Raw genomic sequence first — 17,965 nt, 5'->3', positions numbered from 1 at the left:
ATTCTCTATTAAAGAGTGCTTTAAAAGCGTGCGTTTAAAAAAAGGACGCTACGTATACCAGAAAGGATTGGTATTGGCAACGTTATTAGCATCAATTTTATTGCTTAAAATCCCCACTGTGCTGAGTTTCAAAGGGTTACGGGAACTGGTCTCTCCAGTTTAATTTCCTGTGGCGTGATAACACATTTCACGGCGTAGAACTCGACGCCTTCAGACTCTGCTTGTTTACAGAGTTCAGCGTACTTAGGATCAATATGTTTTGCTGGTGTAACCGATTCGATTCCCTGGTGCATCACCATATAAAGTTGTATGGCGCGATGACCGTCTCTGGTCATTTGCATGAGTTCATTGAGGTGTTTGTGAGCCCTTTGGCTAACGGCGTCCGGGAAGTAACCGCACTTATCATCGGCTAAGGTGACGCTTTTCACTTCAATAAAACATTCCTGGCGGTTTGCATCTATTCCCCACCAGTCGATACGACTTTTTTCCCTGCCATAGCGCAGTTCGGGCTTCAGCTCCTGCCACTGACTAAGTTCAGGCACAAGGTTCGCCTGCAATAATTCGCCGGCCATACGATTGGCGTGTTGCGTATTGACCACAATCATCTCGGCTTTGCTGTTTTGAGCCAGTTCCCAGGTGAGTGAGTATTTACGTTTAGGGTTTTCGGAAACACTACACCAGGCTTTAAAGCCTGGCTGGGCACAACCCGTCATAGCACCAGTGTTAGGACAATGCGCTGTGATGATATCACCCTGACCAAAATCGATGTCAGCCAGAAAGCGCTTGTACCTTTTTTGCAAAACTCCCTGGCGCAGGGGCTTGTTAAATTGCATCAGAGGCCTCATAACTCTAAAGTATAAACAGACAGCAAATTATCGGGAGAGGTACAGAATGTCCAGCGCACTCGCAATCTATTTAACTCAGGAAGCCCCCGCAAGTTATTGGAACCCAAAATCGAATTTAGTGTTTGGTGAAAACAAAGCACAAATCGTCTTAGTTGATGATGAAGCTGAAAACTTGCGACGTATCCAGAAAGCAGGCCGGACTCTGGACAATACCGGAGCCGTTACCATTGAAGCTGCCGGCGGTGACTGGAACCTGGAGCGTCAGTGGGCGTTGTCACAAGGTTTCACCTCAACTTTGTCAACCAATCAGGTTATCTGGAATAAAACCGATGAGCCCGCTGCAAAAGAGCTTAATGCCATGCGTGAAGCGACTCGCTTCAGTCGCGAACTGACCAATTTGTCAGCCGAAGAAATTTACCCTGAAAGCTTAGCGAAGCGGGTAACCGATCACTTTAAAGCCTTGGCACCGGATGCAGTCAGTGCGGAATTTATAAAAGGTGAAGCACTGAAAGATGCCGGCTGGATGGGAATTTACACGGTAGGTCGTGCCAGTCAGCACGCACCGGGGTTACTGGTGTTGGATTACAACCCAACCGGTGATGACAACGCGCCGGTTGAAACAGCTCTTATTGGTAAAGGTATTACCTACGACAGTGGTGGTTACAGCATTAAGCCCAGCGAAGGCATGTTGTCTATGAAGTGCGACATGGGTGGCGCCGCCACAGTATCCGGCGCATTGTCACTGGCAATACGTCGCGGCCTGAATAAGCGCGTGAAGCTGCTGCTCTGCTGCGCTGAAAACATGATTGATGGCCGTGCTTACAAGTTGGGCGACATTATTCGCTATAAAAACGGCCTGACCGTTGAAGTTGTGAATACCGATGCAGAAGGTCGACTGGTGCTGGCCGATGGCTTACAAGCAGCAGGGGAGTTTGGTGCGAAGCAGATCATTGATGCAGCAACTCTGACCGGCGCTGCGCAAATGGCGGTCGGTAATGAGTACAATGCGTTATTTAGTGTAGATGAGCCTGCTGCCACTAAAGCTCTGGCCAACGCCGATAAAGAAAACGAGCTGTTGTGGCGTTTGCCTCTGGCTCCGTGGCACAGTGAAAACTGCCCGTCGCCTTTTGCTGATACGGCAAACAGCCGTCCACAAAAAGGTGGTGGTGCCGGTGGTGCAAGTAACGCTGCAGGCTTTTTACTGCGTTTTGCCCCGAACAAAGGCAAGGGTTGGCTGCACTTTGACTTAGCGGGTGCTTACCAAAAATCGGCGACCTCTATGTGGGCGACAGGTGCAACCGCTGCCGGTGTGCGTACCATAGCAGCAACCGTACAAGGTGATTAATTTGGCATGACCTTGCCAATTGAAAGCGTACTGCCGGAGCTGGCAAAAGCCTTTCCGGCAGCACGTGTCGTTATTGAGGCACCGCCCGGTGCCGGTAAATCCACACAACTTCCGCTATTTCTGTTGCAGCAGGGTGTTGCCGATGACGGTCTTATTGTCATGCTGCAGCCCCGGCGTGTTGCTGCGCTGAATATTGCTCATTATTTGGCTAAGCAGTTGGGCGAGTCGGTGGGGGAGCAGGTCGGTTATACGGTGCGCGGCGACAGCAAGCGCAGTAAGGCAACTCAGTTACTTATTATTACCGAAGGCGTGTTGGTGCGGTGGTTACAGGATGACCCTGAACTTAGCGGCATTGGCACTCTGATTTTCGATGAATTTCACGAACGCAATTTGCACAGTGACTTGAGCCTGGCGCTGGTTATTGATGCCCTGCCACTGCGTCCGGACTTAAACCTGCTGATTATGTCAGCCACCTTACCGGCAGAAAGTCTTAAGGTCTGGTTAGAAAACTACTGCGATAAAGTTCAGGTTCTGCGCAGCGAAGGCCGCAGTTATCCGGTTGAATACCATTACCGTCCTCCGTCTCATGTCACCCAGTGGCTGACTGAATTGCCCAAAGTGGTTGTTGAGGCCTTTGCTGTCGCTGAAAAAGGCGTTTTGGTGTTCTTGCCCGGTGTCTATGAAATACAAAAAGTGGCAGGCGAACTAAGCCAACGACTCCGGCCGGCAACACTCATTTTACCCCTGCATGGCCGTATCCCGCTGCAGCAACAGCGGCAGGTATTAAAGGCGACGGACGAGAAGCGCATTATTCTGGCAACCAATATTGCTGAAACCAGCTTAACGCTGGATGGTATTGATGTGGTTGTTGACAGTGGCCGCGAGCGTCGGGCTCAATATCTGCCTCAGTACGGTTTAAGTCAGTTGGTGACTCAACGTATTGCCAAAGCATCGGCGACACAACGTGCTGGCCGTGCGGGGCGTCAGCAGGCAGGGCAATGTTTTCGTTTGTGGTCGCGCTCCGATGAGCATGGTTTTGCAGAGTACGCCCCGCCGGATGTCGCGACACAGGATTTATCGGCCTTAATGCTGGACGTTCTGCGCTGGGGCTCTCAGGTGAAGCAGCTGGCCTGGTTTTCTCAGCCTGAACCGGGACATTGCGCTGCAGCTATCGACTTTTTAACCAGTACTGGCCTATTGGAGCATGGGCAGTTAACGAGCAAAGCCCGGCAACTGGAACTCGGTGGCTCAGATCCCAGAGTCTTACTTGTGGCTAGTGCCGCGAAACAGTTGTCTGAAAAACAGCAGGCGGCTATGGCCTGCATTCTGGCAACCATTGAAGAGCCTCAAAGCAGTATTAAATCGGTTGATTTGGCGGAGCGAACCCGGGCGCATTTCCAGCAGCGTAATCAGTTTGCTTTGTGGCAGCAGCGCTGGCGCTATTGGCTTAATTACTTTGGGATAACGGATTGGTCCGGGAGTCATGACAAGATTGGTGATGACGGGCTTAGCGAAGCATTACTGCAGGGTTATCCCGATCGGTTGGCAAAGTTTGATGCCACCCGAGGTGACTTTCAACTAGCCTGTGGCGGACGGGTCACTGGCGACAGTAGCCGCCTTAAACAACCGTCCTGGGCCGTTATTTTTGACGTGACCTTCAATGAGCAAAGTAACTTGGGGCGCAGTCGCTGCCTGTTACCGGTTGATGACATCATGCCACTTTTAAAAAAGGCAGGGATTGCACCGCAAGTTAGCCAGACAAGCGAGTGGTTCGGTGAAAAGCAACAGCTGCGGCAGATAACTCGTGAAAAGTTAGGCGCTATAGTGCTGAGCGAGAAAGTCAGTAATGCCCCTGTAAATGACGAGCAAAGGGCTCAAGCTTTCTGTTTGTGGCTGCGAGAGAATGGCCTGGACAGGCTGAACTGGAGCAGGCGGTCACAGCAGCTACAGCGACGAATACACTGGCTACAACAAGTTGGTGGAGAACTGCTCTCTTATGACATGACGACAGAGGGCTTACTGAGCACCCTGGAGCAATGGGCTGTACCTTACTGGACGAGCGTTCGGTCTTTGAAACAGCTGCAACAGTGGGACCCTTATGAGGCTTTATGCTATTTTCTCGACTACTCAGAACTGCAACGTCTGAATTCGGCTTGTCCTGAATGGTGGCACACTCCGACAGAACGTAAAGTGTTTATAAATTATCTGGACGACACCCCCCGGGTTGAGGTCAAATTGCAGGAAATGTTTGGTGTTTCTGAGTCACCCAAAATTATCGATAATCGACAAGTTGTAACCGTTGATCTTCTTTCGCCGGCTGGCCGGTTGTTGCAGCGCACCAATGACCTTTCCAGCTTTTGGCAGAACGCTTACGCCGATGTGCGTAAAGAAATGCGTGGGCGTTACCCTAAGCACCCATGGCCTGAAGACCCATTGAATGCAACCGCAACGTTTAAAACCAAAAGGCAGCAGCAGTGATTAAAAGTCGGTGGTTTCAATACCTGTTATGGACAAGTTTTAAGATAGGGCTGGTACTTATCGCTGTAATTGGTCTTTATGCGATTTACCTCGATGCCAGCTTATCCCGTCATTTTAGTAATGAGCGCTATCAGGCACCGGCATTGGTTTATGCTGGTGAGGTGACACTAGAAAAAAATCACCCTATGCGGTTACAAAGGTTAGTCGATATTCTGGAGCGGGTGGGTTACCAGCGTAACAGCAACACTGAACAATCGGGGTATTATTCGGTCGGCGAAAGCAATGTCATGGTGCACCGTCGGCCTTTTGATTTTTCTGACGGGCCGCAAATGGCTCAACGAGTGCAGGTAAACTTCCGGGGCGAGCGCATTGAGTCGTTGAAAAGCTGGCCTAGTGGTCGGGAGTTAGAAAGCTTACGACTGGAACCTGAGTTGATAGGGCGTATTAGCACGTTGAGTAAAGAAGACCGTTTGTTAGTTGGTCTGGAGGTGGTTCCTAACTTACTCATTGAAACTTTGCTGAAAGTTGAAGACCAGGAGTTTTATCATCACCAGGGAGTGTCCCCCTGGTCTATTCTGCGGGCACTGGTTGCTAACCTTAAAGCAGGCAGAACGGTACAGGGCGGCTCAACGCTTACTCAGCAACTGGTTAAGAATATCTATCTGACCAGAGAACAAACACTGTGGCGTAAGTTTCATGAAGCCATGATGTCGCTGGTGATTGATTACCGCTTTGATAAAAACACAATTTTAGAGACCTATCTGAACGAGGTTTATTTTGGTCAGGATGGCAGCAACGCCATTCATGGCATTGGACTTGCCAGTCAATTTTATTTTGGTAAACAGGTTCAGGAGCTTAGTCCGAGCGAGATTGCGTTAATGGTGGGGATGATAAAGGGACCTTCCTATTACGACCCCAGGCGCTTCCCTGAGCGCGCTCGCGAGCGCCGTGACACGGTGCTTAAGGTCATGTTTGAGAATGACTTAGTCGGTAAAGACAACTTTGTTGCTGCTGTTGAACAAAAGCTCGATGTTAAAGAGAGTCGACGTTTGGTCGAGCACCCATACCCACATTATATGGATCTGGTGCGGCGTGAAATGAAACGCATTGTTTTACCGGAAGACTGGCAGGACACCGGATTAAAGATCTTTACTCACCTTCAGGTAGACACCCAAAACGCAGTGCAACGTTCCTTGGCAAAAAAGCTGATGGCAGATGGCGAGGATGAGAAATTAGAAGGCGCTATGGTGGTAGCTGACTATCGTCGTGGGACGGTTACTGCGCTGGCCGGGGGACGTTTGAGTCAGGCAATAGGTTATAACCGCGCGTTGTTAGCCTTAAGGCCCATTGGCTCCTTAATGAAACCAGTTATTTATGCTGCAGCTATGCAGGACTCCAACATAGGTTTAAATACGCCGGTGGCTGACGAGCCTGTTACCCTGTCCGATAAGAACGGCAAAGAATGGCAGCCGCTAAATTATGATGAAGAATTTAGTGGCAGCTTACTGCTTTATGATGCGCTTGTTCAGTCGCGGAACTTGCCCGCGGTCAGGGTTGGTATGGAAGTGGGTATAGACCAGTTAGTGCGGTACTTACGTGAGTTAGGCGTGACAACACCGTTACAGGCCTACCCATCATTGACGCTGGGCTCTGCTTCGCTATCTCCCATGGCGGTCGCGCGAATATACAGCGCGTTAATGAACGATGGCCATTACCAGCCTTTAACAGCGGTCTCCTCAATTACCACTCATCAGGGAGAGGTCTTATACCGTCGTCAGACACCTGAACAGAAGAAGGTATTTGACCAAAGCGTTTCCTATTTGACGCGTTATGGCTTGCACGGCGTGGTCGCTGAAGGCACCGCCAGCCGGCTTCAAAGTGCACTGGCCGGACAGATTGTTGGTGGCAAAACAGGCACCACGAATGACTACCGTGACAGTTGGTTTGTGGCTGTTGATGGAGAGCAAGTTGTGACTGTCTGGTTAGGGCGGGACGATAACCAACCCGTTGGTTTAACGGGAAGCAGCGGAGCACTGAAAGTTGCCGCCGACTTCTATGGGTATCTGCCTCCGTTGAGCATGGCGCTGGACGTACCCGAACCTTTGCTTATGCAGAATTTTCACCCAACTACGGGACAGAGAATTCCGGAGGATTGTAATAATGGTCGTAAATTACCGGCAGAGGAAGTCAGACTCCCCGAGGATATTACCTGTGACGGTAATATCCGCGAGAAAAACTGGTGGGAACGTTTGTTCGGTGGCTAATCAGCTGATACTAAAGCAATTTAGCGAAAGCTTTTTCAGCGGCATCCAGGGTCTGCTGAATATCTTCTTCACTGTGTGCCGCAGACATAAAGCCGCCTTCGAAGGCTGACGGTGCCAAATACACTCCTTGCTCTAACATGGCGTGATAGAAAGTTTTGAAGTGTTCCATGTTGCACTGGGTAGCCTGAGCAAAGGTTGTGACTTCAGGTTCTTCGGTAAAGAAGAAACCAAACATGGAGCCGGCACGGCTGGTGGTCATTGGAACTCCGGCACGGTCAGCACGTTCCTGTAGTCCGTTGAGTAAAGTGTCAACTCGCTGATAAAGCTGGTCGTATAACCCTGGTGTTGATAATTGTTGTAAAGCCGCTAAGCCTGCAGCCATAGCAACAGGGTTACCCGATAACGTACCGGCCTGATAAACAGGGCCGACCGGGGCAATGTAGTCCATCACTTCCTTTTTGCCGCCAAAGGCACCAACCGGCATACCGCCGCCAATAACTTTACCCAAAGTAGTCAGGTCAGGCTTTATGTTGTAACGCTCCTGGGCCCCGCCAGGTGCTACACGGAAACCGGTCATAACTTCGTCAAAAATTAATACCGAACCGTGATCGTCGCAAATGCTGCGTAAACCTTCCAGAAAGCCTTCAACCGGAGGAATGCAGTTCATGTTTCCGGCGACAGGTTCAACAATAATACAGGCAATTTCGTCACCCATTTCAGCAAAAACTTTTTTCACTGATTCAATATCGTTGTAATTCACAGTTAGGGTGTGTTTGGCAAGGTCTTCCGGGATGCCGGGCGAATTAGGTACACCCAGAGTCAAAGCACCTGAACCGGCTTTAACCAGCAATGAATCAGCGTGACCATGGTAGTTACCTTCAAACTTCAGAATTTTATCCCGGCCGGTATAGCCTCGGGCCAGGCGAATAGCGGTCATGGTTGCTTCTGTACCAGAATTCACCATACGCACTTTTTCAATTGAAGGCACAATTTTGCGGATAGTTTCCGCCATAGTGATTTCAACTTCTGTCGGCGTTCCGAAGCTTAAGCCTCGCTTGGCCGCTTGCAGAGTCGCCTCTAAAACTGCCGGATGGTTGTGGCCCAGAATCATAGGTCCCCAGGAGCCAACGTAGTCTATGTAACGTTTGCCGTCAGCATCGAACATATAAGCGCCTTCAGCGCGCTCAAAGAAGATGGGTGTACCACCAACGCCATTAAAAGCCCGAACCGGCGAGTTAACGCCGCCAGGAATACTGATTTGTGCTTGAGTGTATAATTCTTCTGAGCGACTCATGTCGTAACTACCTCTTTACTGTTGGCTTTTCTCGCTGTACCAGTTGACCTCACATTGGTGTTTATCAACTTGATCAACGACCCCAAGTGTTAATGCAAACAGAGCCATACGAATTAATACGCCGTTGTCTGCCTGGCGGAAAATAGCCAGGTTGGGGTTTTGGTTTAAGTCATTATCCAGTTCATTTGCCTCGGCGCGGGAATCTCGCGGCAGAGGGTGCATGATGACGGTGTTGGGTTTGTAGTGCTTAGTATATATATCCTGGTTTAAACGAAACTTACCGCGATACTGATCAGCGTCTTCCGGGCTGGCAAAACGCTCTTGCTGAATGCGAGTCTGATAGACAATATCAGCGTCGACAATACCGTCGACCTTTTCTGTGACAGTGACACGGTGACCTGCGTTTTCCAGCGTATCTAATACGGAGCCCGGCATAGAAAGTTCACGTGGAGAAATTAAAGTGAACTTAATATTTTTGTACATGGATAGCAGCGTCGACAGCGAGTGAACTGTACGTCCGTATTTTAAATCGCCAATCATGCAAATGTGCATGTTATCAATGCTTTGTTGATGATATGCCAGCTCTTTTTGAATGGTGTAAAGATCCAGTAGTGCCTGCGTGGGGTGCTCGTTTGCTCCGTCACCGCCGTTAATGACAGGCACCCGGCTGCCTTCGGCAAACTCTCTCACTGAGCCAGACTTTGGGTGGCGCATAGCAATAACGTCACTGTAACTGCTTAGCACACGGGCGGTGTCGTAAAGCGACTCACCTTTGGCTATGGCAGAACTTTCCATTCCGGTGGTTTCGCGTACTTCGCCCCCTAGCAGGTTGAACGCAGTACCAAAACTGACCCGGGTACGGGTAGATGGTTCAAAGAACAGGTTGCCGAGAATAGCGCCGTCGAGAACGCGGGTGCGTGTTTTGCGCCTTGCATAAGGTTGCATCTTGTCAGCAACGGAGAAAATATAATCAATACTGTCGCGATCGAACTGGTTTACAGAAAGAATATTGGAGCCGGTGAAATTCATCTTTAGGTGCGCCTCTGCCGCAGAATGTCACTGGGCGCACACTATAGCAAATCATGTGGCACAAGAGAATCTAATAAGGCTTAACCACGGCCAAAATTATGATCGCGAACAGCGCCAGTACCGGGAGCTCGTTAAAAACACGATAAAATCGATGGCTACGGCGGTTATTACCGGTTTTAAAGTCTTTAAGCAGCTTAAAGCAGTAGCCGTGATAGATATAAAGCAACAGTACCAACACCAGCTTAGTGTGCATCCAGCCACTGGCGGCAAACCAGGCCGAACCATAAGCAAAAATCAGCACAACGCCGAAAATGAGGGTAAGAATAGCGAAAGGCGTGACAAAATACAGCAGTCGCCTTTCCATGACGCAGAGCTGCTCGTCGACAGCTGGTTTTGCATTCATTGCGTGATAAACAAACAAGCGTGGCAAATAAAAAATGCCAGCGAACCAGGCAACCATAAAGGCAATGTGCAGGGCTTTAACCCATAGTATCCACGTCATGAGAGCTCTCTCTGTAAGGCTTTACGGACTATTTCCCAGGTGACAATTCCACAAGGTTGTCCGTCATCTGTTTCATAAACAAATACGGCGCCTCGTCTTTGCTGGCCTATTTCATCATAAACTTCAGCCAAAGTAGAGGTTACCCGAATTCCTTTAATTGGGGTATAGCTCAGGCTTGGGCTGTCACCGGCATTGATATCATAGGATACGAGTCGGTAAAGGGCCTGGTTCTCTTCATCGACCGACATTACGATAACGGTTTTTGCCTGTGCTGATTCTAATGCGTCAACCAGTTCATTTTGAGTCGGTTCAAGCAGGAGTTTAAAGTCGGTTTCCATAACATTTTCAACCCCCGTTTTTTGCAGAGCAACATGCACTGGCGCAAGTTGATAGGGCAAGTTCTGAAGGTCAAGTTGGGCAATAAAAATCGACTTGGATTTGAGTAACTGGCTGGATATCAGGTAAGCGGGCACAATAACCAGCATAGCCGGAATAATAATCTCAACGCTACGGGACAATTCAACGATAGCCAGAAGAGCAGCCATGGGGGCATGAATACAGGCTGCCAAAATGCCTGCCATACCCAACAAGATGAAGCTGTCAAAAGAGAGATCCTGCTGAATACCGAGACCATTGACAGCCCCTACGAATACTGCCGCAATAATAGCGCCTATTCCAAATACAGCACCGATTAACCCACCAGGTATGCCCATACCTAATGCAATCGCAGAAGCAAAGAGTTTGGCAATCAGTAAGGTGACCAGTAATGACATTTGACCTTGATGATTCAGCACCTGCTCAATGGCGGTAAGCCCCGGGCCTAAACTGGTGGGTATAATGACAGCAAGCATGGCGGTGATAAGCCCGGCAAATAATAAACGGGTAAACAACGACATGTCCTTGACCGTTTCCATGACATCCAGCATCAGTTTTTTAAACATTACGCCGACTAATCCAAGAACGACACCAAGCAATACGACCCAGGGCAGTTGCGTGGTCGGAATATCCTGTGCAGACAAAACGGCTAATTCGGAGGCAACACCAAAAATCTCTTCAGTTATCAGCGAGCCGGCAACCGCCGAGAGCATAACCGGGATGAAAACATGAACCTTATATTCCCGCAGAACCACTTCCATAACCAGAATCATAGCGGCCAAAGGGGTATTGAAGGATGCAGCTATTGCAGCTGCAATACCACAGGCCGCCAGGGTGCGAACGGCATTTTTTGGTGCATCAAAATGAAAGCCCAGCCAGGTTGCAGCCGCAGCGCCTAAATGAACGGCGGGACCTTCTCGGCCAACACTAAATCCCGCAACCAGTGCAATAATACCGCCGAAGAACTGATTCACCGTGCTGCGCCAGGGCAGCATACCGTAATGCTGCTTCATGCGGTGAATAACGTAAGGTATGCCCATTCGAACATGCTTTGACCCTGAAAGCCTGAACAGAATATAAATCATGACAGCCGCAACAACCGGGAGTAAAAAGCGGTAAGTAGTTGGTAAAGGCTGTTGCCAATAACTGTCATTACCGACAAGATAGGCGCCTTGCTCTATAGCGAACCGAAAACCGGCAATCATGAGTGCTGCCAGAATACCGCCGGCCAGGCCCATTAAACAAATTGCGATAGTCGTAGAGGGCGTCGCCAGTTGTTTTCGCAGTTGTTGCCGGAGTACGGAGCTAGTGGCCATTTGAAATACGATCCTTACCTTAAACCGTGGGATGACGCTTGCATATTTATCAATAACATATCAGCATAAACGCTTGATGGAAATGAGCTGGAAGTTATGAAGCCCTATTTTAACCTGAAATACTGGCAACAGCGCTGGGGAGCCTTCCCGGTATTTTTAGTAATGATCCTGGCTGCCGTTCTGGTCGTCTACCTGGCGTATTTGGCTGGTGTATGGCACGCACAGGCGTTAAAGGAAGAAGTTGCAGAACAGGAAGAGCAGTTAGATCAGCTGTATCAACGACTAGAGCAAATGGAATATCAGAGACATGTGCTGCAGGTTGAATTGGACATTGAACGTTCAGCGAACCAAAGCCTGCAGGACGAGCTGTCCGCACTGCAAAACGATAATTATGGGCTGCGACGCGACTTAGCTTTCTATCAGAAAATTATGGCGCCGGAGTTGCAGGAAAGCGGGGTTACTATTGACTCGCTGACTGTCACCGCGAACCGTTCTGAGAATCACTTTCACTTCTCTCTCGCGTTATTGCAGATAGAACAACGCCGTAATTTCGTTCAGGGTAATGTGACAGTCGAGCTTATAGGTCGCATCGACGGAGAAAAAAAGCGTTACGACTTATTAGATCTGGCGAACATTGGCGACGACGACCGCAGCTTTTCAATGCGCTACTTTTCGCTGTATGAGGGAGACTTTTTTATGCCGGAGGGCCTGGCCCCTGAGCGGGTTGAAGTTAGGGTTCGGTTAACCAAAGGTGGCAAAGGAACCCTGGACAGAGCTTTTTTCTGGAAAGAAATTAGCCGTAATGAAACAACCCCTGGTGTGCGGAGCGATGGCGATACTTGACCAAAATACTCAGGTAAGAGAAAATAGCCGTAGAGTTCAACGAAGGTAGAGAAATCATGAGCAGTGCAGCAGAACAGGCGATGCCGATTGAGTTTACTGAGCAAGCGGCAAGCAAAGTGGGTAAGCTGATTGCTGAAGAAGAAAACCCAAATTTGAAGTTGCGTGTTTACGTAACCGGAGGCGGATGCTCTGGCTTCCAGTACGGTTTTACCTTTGATGAAAAGAAAAACCCGGGTGACATGGAAATAGAGAAAAATGGCGTTACGCTATTGGTTGACCCTATGAGTTTACAATATCTGATGGGCGGTGTGGTCAGTTACGAAGAAGGGCTGCAGGGCTCTCGCTTTTTCGTTGACAACCCCAATGCAACCACGACCTGCGGTTGTGGGTCCAGCTTTTCGATTTAACGCCTGCCCCAATAGACTTGAGCGGCTGAAAGTTTGCGCTTTTTCCGCTAGAATAACCTCACAATTTTTTGTGAGGTTTTTTTATGGGCGCGTACGCAGAACACATCAAGACAGTTTGTAGCCGCTTTGATAAAGCGTTAGAGGACAATCAATTTGAATCCGTATTGGTTTACTCGGGGCAACCCCGGGTTGATTTTCTTGATGATAATGCGCCGCCTTATCGGGTAAACCCTTTATTCAAGTATTGGGTACCGGTTACAGAAAGCCCTAAAAGTGCGATCTTTTATCGCAAAGGCAGTCAGCGTCCTACTGTGTACTTATTTCAGGCACGTGACTTCTGGCACGCTCCGGTTAACGTTCCGGAAGAAGAGTGGCAGCAGTATGTCGATTTAAAAATTATCGACGACTTAAGCATGCTGACCGAAGATTTAGGCAGTGACCTGGAACAGGCAGCCTTTATTGGAGAAGACTTTGCTCAACCAGTCAGTGACTGGAAAGTAAAAGCTCGTAACCCACAGGCACTGATTGATCACCTGCATTTCCACCGCTCGATAAAAACCGAGTGGGAAGTGGAAAATCTGCGCGAAGCCAACCGTTTAGCAGCAAAAGCTCATGTTGCAGCCAAAGAAGCATTTTTTGCGGGTAAAAGTGAGCTGGAAATACACCATGCCTACTTGGGGGCTATCGACTTTCGCGAGTCACAAGTGCCGTATAACAGCATTGTTGCTCTGAACAGCCACTCAGCAATTTTGCACTATGATGTTTACGACACGGTCCCGCCTAAGCAAATTCGCTCGTTCTTGATTGATGCTGGCGCACGATATCGCGGTTATTGCTCTGATATAACCCGTTCTTACGCTTATGAAGAAGGTTTCTACGCAGACTTAGTTGAAGCCATGGATAAGGCTCAGCAGGAGCTATTAAGCGAAATTAAGCCAGGCGTGAATTATTACGACCTGCATGTGTCAATGCATTTGAAAGTTGCGCAAATTTTAAGTGACTTTGAGTTTATTAAAGGTGATGCACAAAGCATTTACGACAAAGGTTACACCAGCGCCTTTATGCCGCACGGACTGGGCCACTTTATTGGTTTACAGGTGCACGATGTTGGTGGCTTCCTGAAAGACGATAAAGGTGACAGCTACGAGCGTAGCGAACGTCATCCATTCTTGCGTTTACTGCGCGACATTGAAGTGGGTCAGGTCTTTACTATTGAGCCGGGCTTATACGTGGTCGATCAGTTGCTGGAAGAGCACAAAGACAGTGCTGATATCAACTGGGATAAGGTGGATGAATTGCGTCCATACGGCGGTGTGCGTATTGAAGACAGTATCGTGGTTGGAGCCGATAGTAATGAGAATCTGACCCGCGATGCGTTTAAAGAATTGGGCGCTGAATAATACGTCTATTGATGTAGAACTTTAGAACCTAAAACAACCGGGTGGCTGGCTCCTGTAACTTCAGGTTGGTTACCCGGTTTTTTATGCTCATAGCACCAGCCTAGCCAGGCAAAGGCCATGGCTTCAACCCATTGCGGATCCACTCCCAGGTTCTCCGTGGTATTGCATTTAGCCGGCGTCAGTAGCTCTGCAAAGCGCTCCATGAGTAACGGGTTGTTCGTGCCGCCGCCGCAAAAATAAACCGCGTCGGGTTGTTGTGGTAGTGTTTTCAGAGCATCTTTGACCGTTATAGCCGTAAGTTCAACTAAGGTGCGCTGAACATTTTGAAAAGAAAGCTGCTTTTTCTCTAATAGGGGCTTAAGCCAGTCTAAGTTGAACTCTTCCCGACCCGTGCTTTTTGGGGCAGGTTTTGAAAAGAAGGGGTGCTGAAGTAACTGTTCTAACAGTGGAGTCTGAACCTCACCTGCGCGAGCAAACTGTGCGTCTTTGTCGAAACTTTCATTCGGGTAATGCTGCTGAACCCATTGGTCCAGCAAGGTATTGGCAGGGCCTGTATCAAAGCCGAGCACCTGGCCTTCTGGACCTAACCAGGTGACATTGGCTATACCGCCTAAATTAATGACAGCAATACTTTGCTTCTGATGCGCAAATACTTGCTTGTGAAAAGCCGGAACCAGTGGAGCTCCCTGACCACCGGCGGCGATGTCTTTGCGCCGGAAATCATAAATGACATCGATACCTGTGCTAACTGCCAAGCGGGCCGGGTCGCCAATCTGGCAGGTATAAGGGATTTTAAAGTTGGGTTTATGGCGTACCGTTTGACCGTGACTGGCAATTGCGGTGATGCTTTCGGGTGTAAGCCGTGCCTTCACTAAAAGCGCTTTAACGGCTTGAGTGCAGTGTTCAGAAAACGCGACGTCCAGAGCTGCCAGCTCATCGGCTATCCAATTGTCGGTATGACTTATTTTAAGTAAACGAGAGCGGAGGTTTTGGGGTATTGCCAGAGAGTAGCAGGCTTCCAGTTTAACCTGACCTTGAGCGTTTATCTGGACTAATGCCGCGTCAACAGCATCCATACTGGTGCCCGACATGAGTCCGATAAAACGCTGAGGCATTATCGCATCGCCAAATAAACGCGCTTGTTGTCGTTGAGTATTGCCATCACCTGATCCGCATGCTGGCGGAAAGACGGAAGTTCTGACTCAGCCAATGACTTGGCTTTGGGCAGCTCAACGGTACGCGGATTACGGTGCACGCCGTCGACAAGAAATTCATAGTGTAAATGAGCGCCGGTAACTCGACCTGTTGCTCCGACACGTCCAATGACCTGACCCTGCTTAACTCTGTCGCCATTTCTTACGTGTTTGCGACTAAGGTGCAGGTATTTGGTAACGTAGCGCTCACCGTGTTGAACAAAAATATAATTCCCGTTTAACGAGGTATAACCTGCAGCTACAACTTTTCCATCGCCGGAAGACATCACCGGTGTTCCTGTCGAAGCTGCGTAATCAATGCCATTATGCGGTCGTACTCTACCGGTAACCGGGTGTAAGCGTCGAGGGTTAAAGCTCGAGCTGATATAGGTGAAGTTTACCGGCGAGCGCAAGAAAGTTTTGCGCATGGCACGTCCATTCGGTGTGTAATATTGACCGTTGTCGTGCAAAATCGCCTGGAAGTTTTCATCCCGGTTAACAAATTCTGCGGCTAAAATTTTGCCGTAACCGACAAATTCGCCGTCGACATAGTGAGTTTCGTAAAGCACGCTAAACTCATCGTTCTTGCGTAAATCTAAAGCAAAGTCGATATCCCAACCAAAGATATTAGCAATGCGCATAATTTGATTGTCAGTCAGTCCTGAATCTATGCCTGCGTTCCAGAAGCTTGAATCAATAACGGCGTGAGTAAACTCGGTACGAATCTCGACTTCTTTGGTTTCTACCTCTGCTACAAAGTTGTCGCTTTGACGAGTAATGATGAGAGTCTCGGTATCATTGATTTGATGTGCCAGCTGAACCAGCTCGCCTTCACCGTCAGTTGCGAAGCGCAATAAGTCGCCCGGGTGAACTTTACGCAAGTACTTAGCTTCGTCACCCGACTCGGTAACGCGATACAGCTGTTGAGCGCTAAAGCCCACTTTACTGAATATTTTGGCCAGGCTGTCGCCGGACTTAACTTGATAAGTTTGCCAGGTAAGCTCGGAGCTCTCAGAATTTTCATTCGAGTTTGATTGCTCAAACGCCAGCTCCAATTGGTAGCGTTTGCCTGGCATTAACTGTTCCGCTGGCGTACTGTTCTTAGAAGCAGTTGCCGGTTCTGACGGAATGATCAGTAATAGCAGGAGAGCAACGCTGATCGCACTGATCAGAATTTTATGAGAATGCGGAAGTTGCAGGAACATCCGCTGAATTTGGGTGACAGATTTCAATGTCATATTTTAGCGCACTTCACTTTCTTTATTGTGATTATCCAGTAAACATTTGTCAGCAAACACGGGGTTTACCGCACCTGTTTACGACCACGGAATAACCTTATGGTTTCGAGGATAATACGAAAAAAAGAAGAATACCAGATTATTAAGCTTAAAACAGTGTTAATAATCGCGTAAAATGGCTGGTTTATCAGTTTTTACAGTTGGAGATGAGGATGAAAACCGAAGTGGCGGAAGCTATTGCCGAGATTACTCGCGGTGCCGAAGAAGTTTTACTCGAGCAGGAACTGGCTGAGAAATTAGCGAGTGGTAAGCCACTAATAGTGAAAGCTGGCTTTGATCCAACTGCCCCGGATCTGCACTTAGGCCACACGGTCTTAATTAACAAATTGAGAGTGTTTCAGGACTTTGGTCACAAAGTTGTGTTCCTGATAGGGGACTTTACCGGCATGATAGGCGATCCCACAGGCAAAAATGTCACCCGAAAGCCGCTGACCACTGAACAGGTTATTGCAAACGCTGAAACTTATAAAGAACAGGTTTTTAAGATTCTGGACCCCGCTAAAACGGAAATTCGCTTCAACTCTGAGTGGATGTCGAAAATGGGGGCTGCCGATATGATTAAGCTAGCTGCCCGTCAGACGGTCGCGCGTATGTTAGAACGTGATGACTTTAAAAAGCGTTACCAGAACAATCAGTCTATTGCGATTCATGAGTTTCTGTACCCGTTAGTACAAGGTTGGGACTCTGTTGAGCTAAAGGCGGATGTTGAGCTTGGCGGTACCGATCAGCGTTTTAACCTGCTAATGGGGCGCGAGCTGCAAAAAGAAGAAGGGCAGCGTCCACAAACTGTCATTATGACGCCGTTACTGGAAGGCCTCGATGGCGTTCAGAAAATGTCGAAGTCATTAAACAACTATATTGGCATTACCGAATCCGCTAATGACATGTTTGGTAAAATTATGTCGGTATCTGATGAGCTTATGTGGCGTTACTTCCAGCTGCTCAGCTTCCGCTCCATAACGGAAATTGATGAATTGAAGGCAGCGGTAGCCGACGGTAAAAACCCACGCGATGTCAAAGTACTGTTAGCAAAAGAAATTATTGCACGCTTCCATTCTGAAGAAGACGCAGAGAAAGCGGAACAGGATTTTATTCAGCGCTTCCAAAAGAATGCATTACCGGATGATATTCCGGAAAAGACGGTGCAAGTTGGAACCGAGGGAATGGCGATAGGTAATGTGCTAAAGGAAGCCGGTTTAGTTCAGTCAACCTCTGAAGCGTTGCGGATGATAAAGCAAAATGCCGTTAAAGTAGATGGTGAAAAGTTCAGTGATGCGCGTTATGTGTGCACTGAGAAGGACTCAGGGGTCTATCAGGTAGGCAAGCGCCGCTTCGCAAAACTTAACTTAACGGCTTAACCGTTCAAGGTTTCAGAC

General features: G+C 48.7%; 14 protein-coding genes. 7 read left to right on the top strand and 7 right to left on the bottom strand.

Annotated elements, in window-relative coordinates:
• Positions 1-128 precede the first annotated feature (128 nt).
• Positions 129-833, bottom strand: a complete 705-nt coding sequence (sfsA, locus tag VBY75_RS10970; protein ID WP_199494282.1) for a DNA/RNA nuclease SfsA — start codon at positions 831-833, stop codon at positions 129-131.
• Between the two features lie 58 nt (positions 834-891).
• Here sfsA and pepB point away from each other — a divergent pair, with 58 nt between their 5' ends.
• From pepB to mrcB, 3 genes are read left to right on the top strand one after another with little or no spacing between them, the layout of a single operon-like run.
• On the top strand, positions 892-2,190 hold the full coding sequence (gene pepB, locus VBY75_RS10965; RefSeq protein ID WP_199494283.1) for an aminopeptidase PepB: 1,299 nt from the start codon (positions 892-894) through the stop codon (positions 2,188-2,190).
• 6 nt (positions 2,191-2,196) lie between these two features.
• A complete protein-coding gene (gene hrpB, locus VBY75_RS10960) occupies positions 2,197-4,668 on the top strand; it encodes an ATP-dependent helicase HrpB (protein WP_416512490.1) in 2,472 nt (823 codons plus the stop codon).
• Positions 4,665-6,932: a penicillin-binding protein 1B gene (gene mrcB, locus VBY75_RS10955; RefSeq protein WP_416512488.1), complete on the top strand. Its 2,268-nt coding sequence runs from the start codon at positions 4,665-4,667 to the stop codon at positions 6,930-6,932. Before hrpB ends, mrcB begins: the two co-directional genes overlap by 4 nt.
• A gap of 10 nt (positions 6,933-6,942) precedes the next feature.
• Here the strand turns inward: mrcB and hemL are convergent, their stop codons facing one another.
• The 4 genes from hemL to VBY75_RS10935 form a co-directional block, all read right to left on the bottom strand.
• Positions 6,943-8,226, bottom strand: a complete 1,284-nt coding sequence (hemL, locus tag VBY75_RS10950) for a glutamate-1-semialdehyde 2,1-aminomutase (RefSeq protein WP_416512486.1) — start codon at positions 8,224-8,226, stop codon at positions 6,943-6,945.
• A gap of 15 nt (positions 8,227-8,241) precedes the next feature.
• Entirely contained in the window at positions 8,242-9,255 is a 1,014-nt protein-coding gene (locus tag VBY75_RS10945; protein WP_054489632.1) for an aspartate carbamoyltransferase, read from the bottom strand.
• Positions 9,256-9,325: 70 nt separating this feature from the next.
• On the bottom strand, positions 9,326-9,757 hold the full coding sequence (hemJ, locus tag VBY75_RS10940) for a protoporphyrinogen oxidase HemJ (RefSeq protein ID WP_222235821.1): 432 nt from the start codon (positions 9,755-9,757) through the stop codon (positions 9,326-9,328).
• Positions 9,754-11,448, bottom strand: coding sequence for a chloride channel protein (locus VBY75_RS10935; RefSeq protein ID WP_199494288.1), 1,695 nt, complete (start codon positions 11,446-11,448; stop codon positions 9,754-9,756). Before VBY75_RS10935 ends, hemJ begins: the two co-directional genes overlap by 4 nt.
• 96 nt (positions 11,449-11,544) lie before the next feature.
• Here VBY75_RS10935 and VBY75_RS10930 point away from each other — a divergent pair, with 96 nt between their 5' ends.
• The 3 genes from VBY75_RS10930 to pepQ all read left to right on the top strand — a co-directional run bounded on the left by VBY75_RS10930 (position 11,545) and on the right by pepQ (position 14,098).
• Complete coding sequence (locus VBY75_RS10930; RefSeq protein ID WP_054489626.1) at positions 11,545-12,291, top strand: DUF6776 family protein; 747 nt, start codon at positions 11,545-11,547, stop codon at positions 12,289-12,291.
• A 56-nt stretch (positions 12,292-12,347) separates the two neighbouring features.
• On the top strand, positions 12,348-12,698 hold the full coding sequence (gene erpA / locus VBY75_RS10925) for an iron-sulfur cluster insertion protein ErpA (protein ID WP_054489624.1): 351 nt from the start codon (positions 12,348-12,350) through the stop codon (positions 12,696-12,698).
• Positions 12,699-12,781: 83 nt separating this feature from the next.
• A complete protein-coding gene (gene pepQ / locus VBY75_RS10920; RefSeq protein WP_416512483.1) occupies positions 12,782-14,098 on the top strand; it encodes a Xaa-Pro dipeptidase in 1,317 nt (438 codons plus the stop codon).
• Between the two features lie 5 nt (positions 14,099-14,103).
• Here the strand turns inward: pepQ and VBY75_RS10915 are convergent, their stop codons facing one another.
• Together VBY75_RS10915 and VBY75_RS10910 are read right to left on the bottom strand one after the other, a co-directional pair.
• Complete coding sequence (locus VBY75_RS10915) at positions 14,104-15,213, bottom strand: anhydro-N-acetylmuramic acid kinase (RefSeq protein WP_416512481.1); 1,110 nt, start codon at positions 15,211-15,213, stop codon at positions 14,104-14,106.
• Complete coding sequence (locus VBY75_RS10910; protein ID WP_054489618.1) at positions 15,213-16,529, bottom strand: OapA family protein; 1,317 nt, start codon at positions 16,527-16,529, stop codon at positions 15,213-15,215. Before VBY75_RS10910 ends, VBY75_RS10915 begins: the two co-directional genes overlap by 1 nt.
• 212 nt (positions 16,530-16,741) lie before the next feature.
• Between VBY75_RS10910 and tyrS the strand changes: the two genes are divergently transcribed.
• On the top strand, positions 16,742-17,947 hold the full coding sequence (gene tyrS, locus VBY75_RS10905; RefSeq protein ID WP_199494291.1) for a tyrosine--tRNA ligase: 1,206 nt from the start codon (positions 16,742-16,744) through the stop codon (positions 17,945-17,947).
• Positions 17,948-17,965 lie beyond the last annotated feature (18 nt).

Source organism: Idiomarina sp. HB (assembly GCF_048059115.1).
GTDB classification, from domain to species: domain Bacteria; phylum Pseudomonadota; class Gammaproteobacteria; order Enterobacterales; family Alteromonadaceae; genus Idiomarina; species Idiomarina abyssalis.
This window is presented reverse-complemented; position numbering and strand designations above follow the sequence as displayed.

Excerpts from the sequence above, each read along its gene's own strand:
- erpA (WP_054489624.1), top strand. The coding sequence starts at position 12,348 with ATGAGCAGTGCAGCAGAACAGGCGATGCCGATTGAGTTTACTGAGCAA.
- VBY75_RS10910 (WP_054489618.1), bottom strand. The coding sequence starts at position 16,529 with ATGACATTGAAATCTGTCACCCAAATTCAGCGGATGTTCCTGCAACTT.
- VBY75_RS10915 (WP_416512481.1), bottom strand. The coding sequence starts at position 15,213 with ATGCCTCAGCGTTTTATCGGACTCATGTCGGGCACCAGTATGGATGCT.
- pepQ (WP_416512483.1), top strand. The coding sequence starts at position 12,782 with ATGGGCGCGTACGCAGAACACATCAAGACAGTTTGTAGCCGCTTTGAT.
- hemL (WP_416512486.1), bottom strand. The coding sequence starts at position 8,226 with ATGAGTCGCTCAGAAGAATTATACACTCAAGCACAAATCAGTATTCCT.
- hrpB (WP_416512490.1), top strand. The coding sequence starts at position 2,197 with ATGACCTTGCCAATTGAAAGCGTACTGCCGGAGCTGGCAAAAGCCTTT.
- tyrS (WP_199494291.1), top strand. The coding sequence starts at position 16,742 with ATGAAAACCGAAGTGGCGGAAGCTATTGCCGAGATTACTCGCGGTGCC.
- VBY75_RS10930 (WP_054489626.1), top strand. The coding sequence starts at position 11,545 with ATGAAGCCCTATTTTAACCTGAAATACTGGCAACAGCGCTGGGGAGCC.
- hemJ (WP_222235821.1), bottom strand. The coding sequence starts at position 9,757 with ATGACGTGGATACTATGGGTTAAAGCCCTGCACATTGCCTTTATGGTT.
- VBY75_RS10945 (WP_054489632.1), bottom strand. The coding sequence starts at position 9,255 with ATGAATTTCACCGGCTCCAATATTCTTTCTGTAAACCAGTTCGATCGC.
- sfsA (WP_199494282.1), bottom strand. The coding sequence starts at position 833 with ATGCAATTTAACAAGCCCCTGCGCCAGGGAGTTTTGCAAAAAAGGTAC.
- pepB (WP_199494283.1), top strand. The coding sequence starts at position 892 with ATGTCCAGCGCACTCGCAATCTATTTAACTCAGGAAGCCCCCGCAAGT.
- VBY75_RS10935 (WP_199494288.1), bottom strand. The coding sequence starts at position 11,448 with ATGGCCACTAGCTCCGTACTCCGGCAACAACTGCGAAAACAACTGGCG.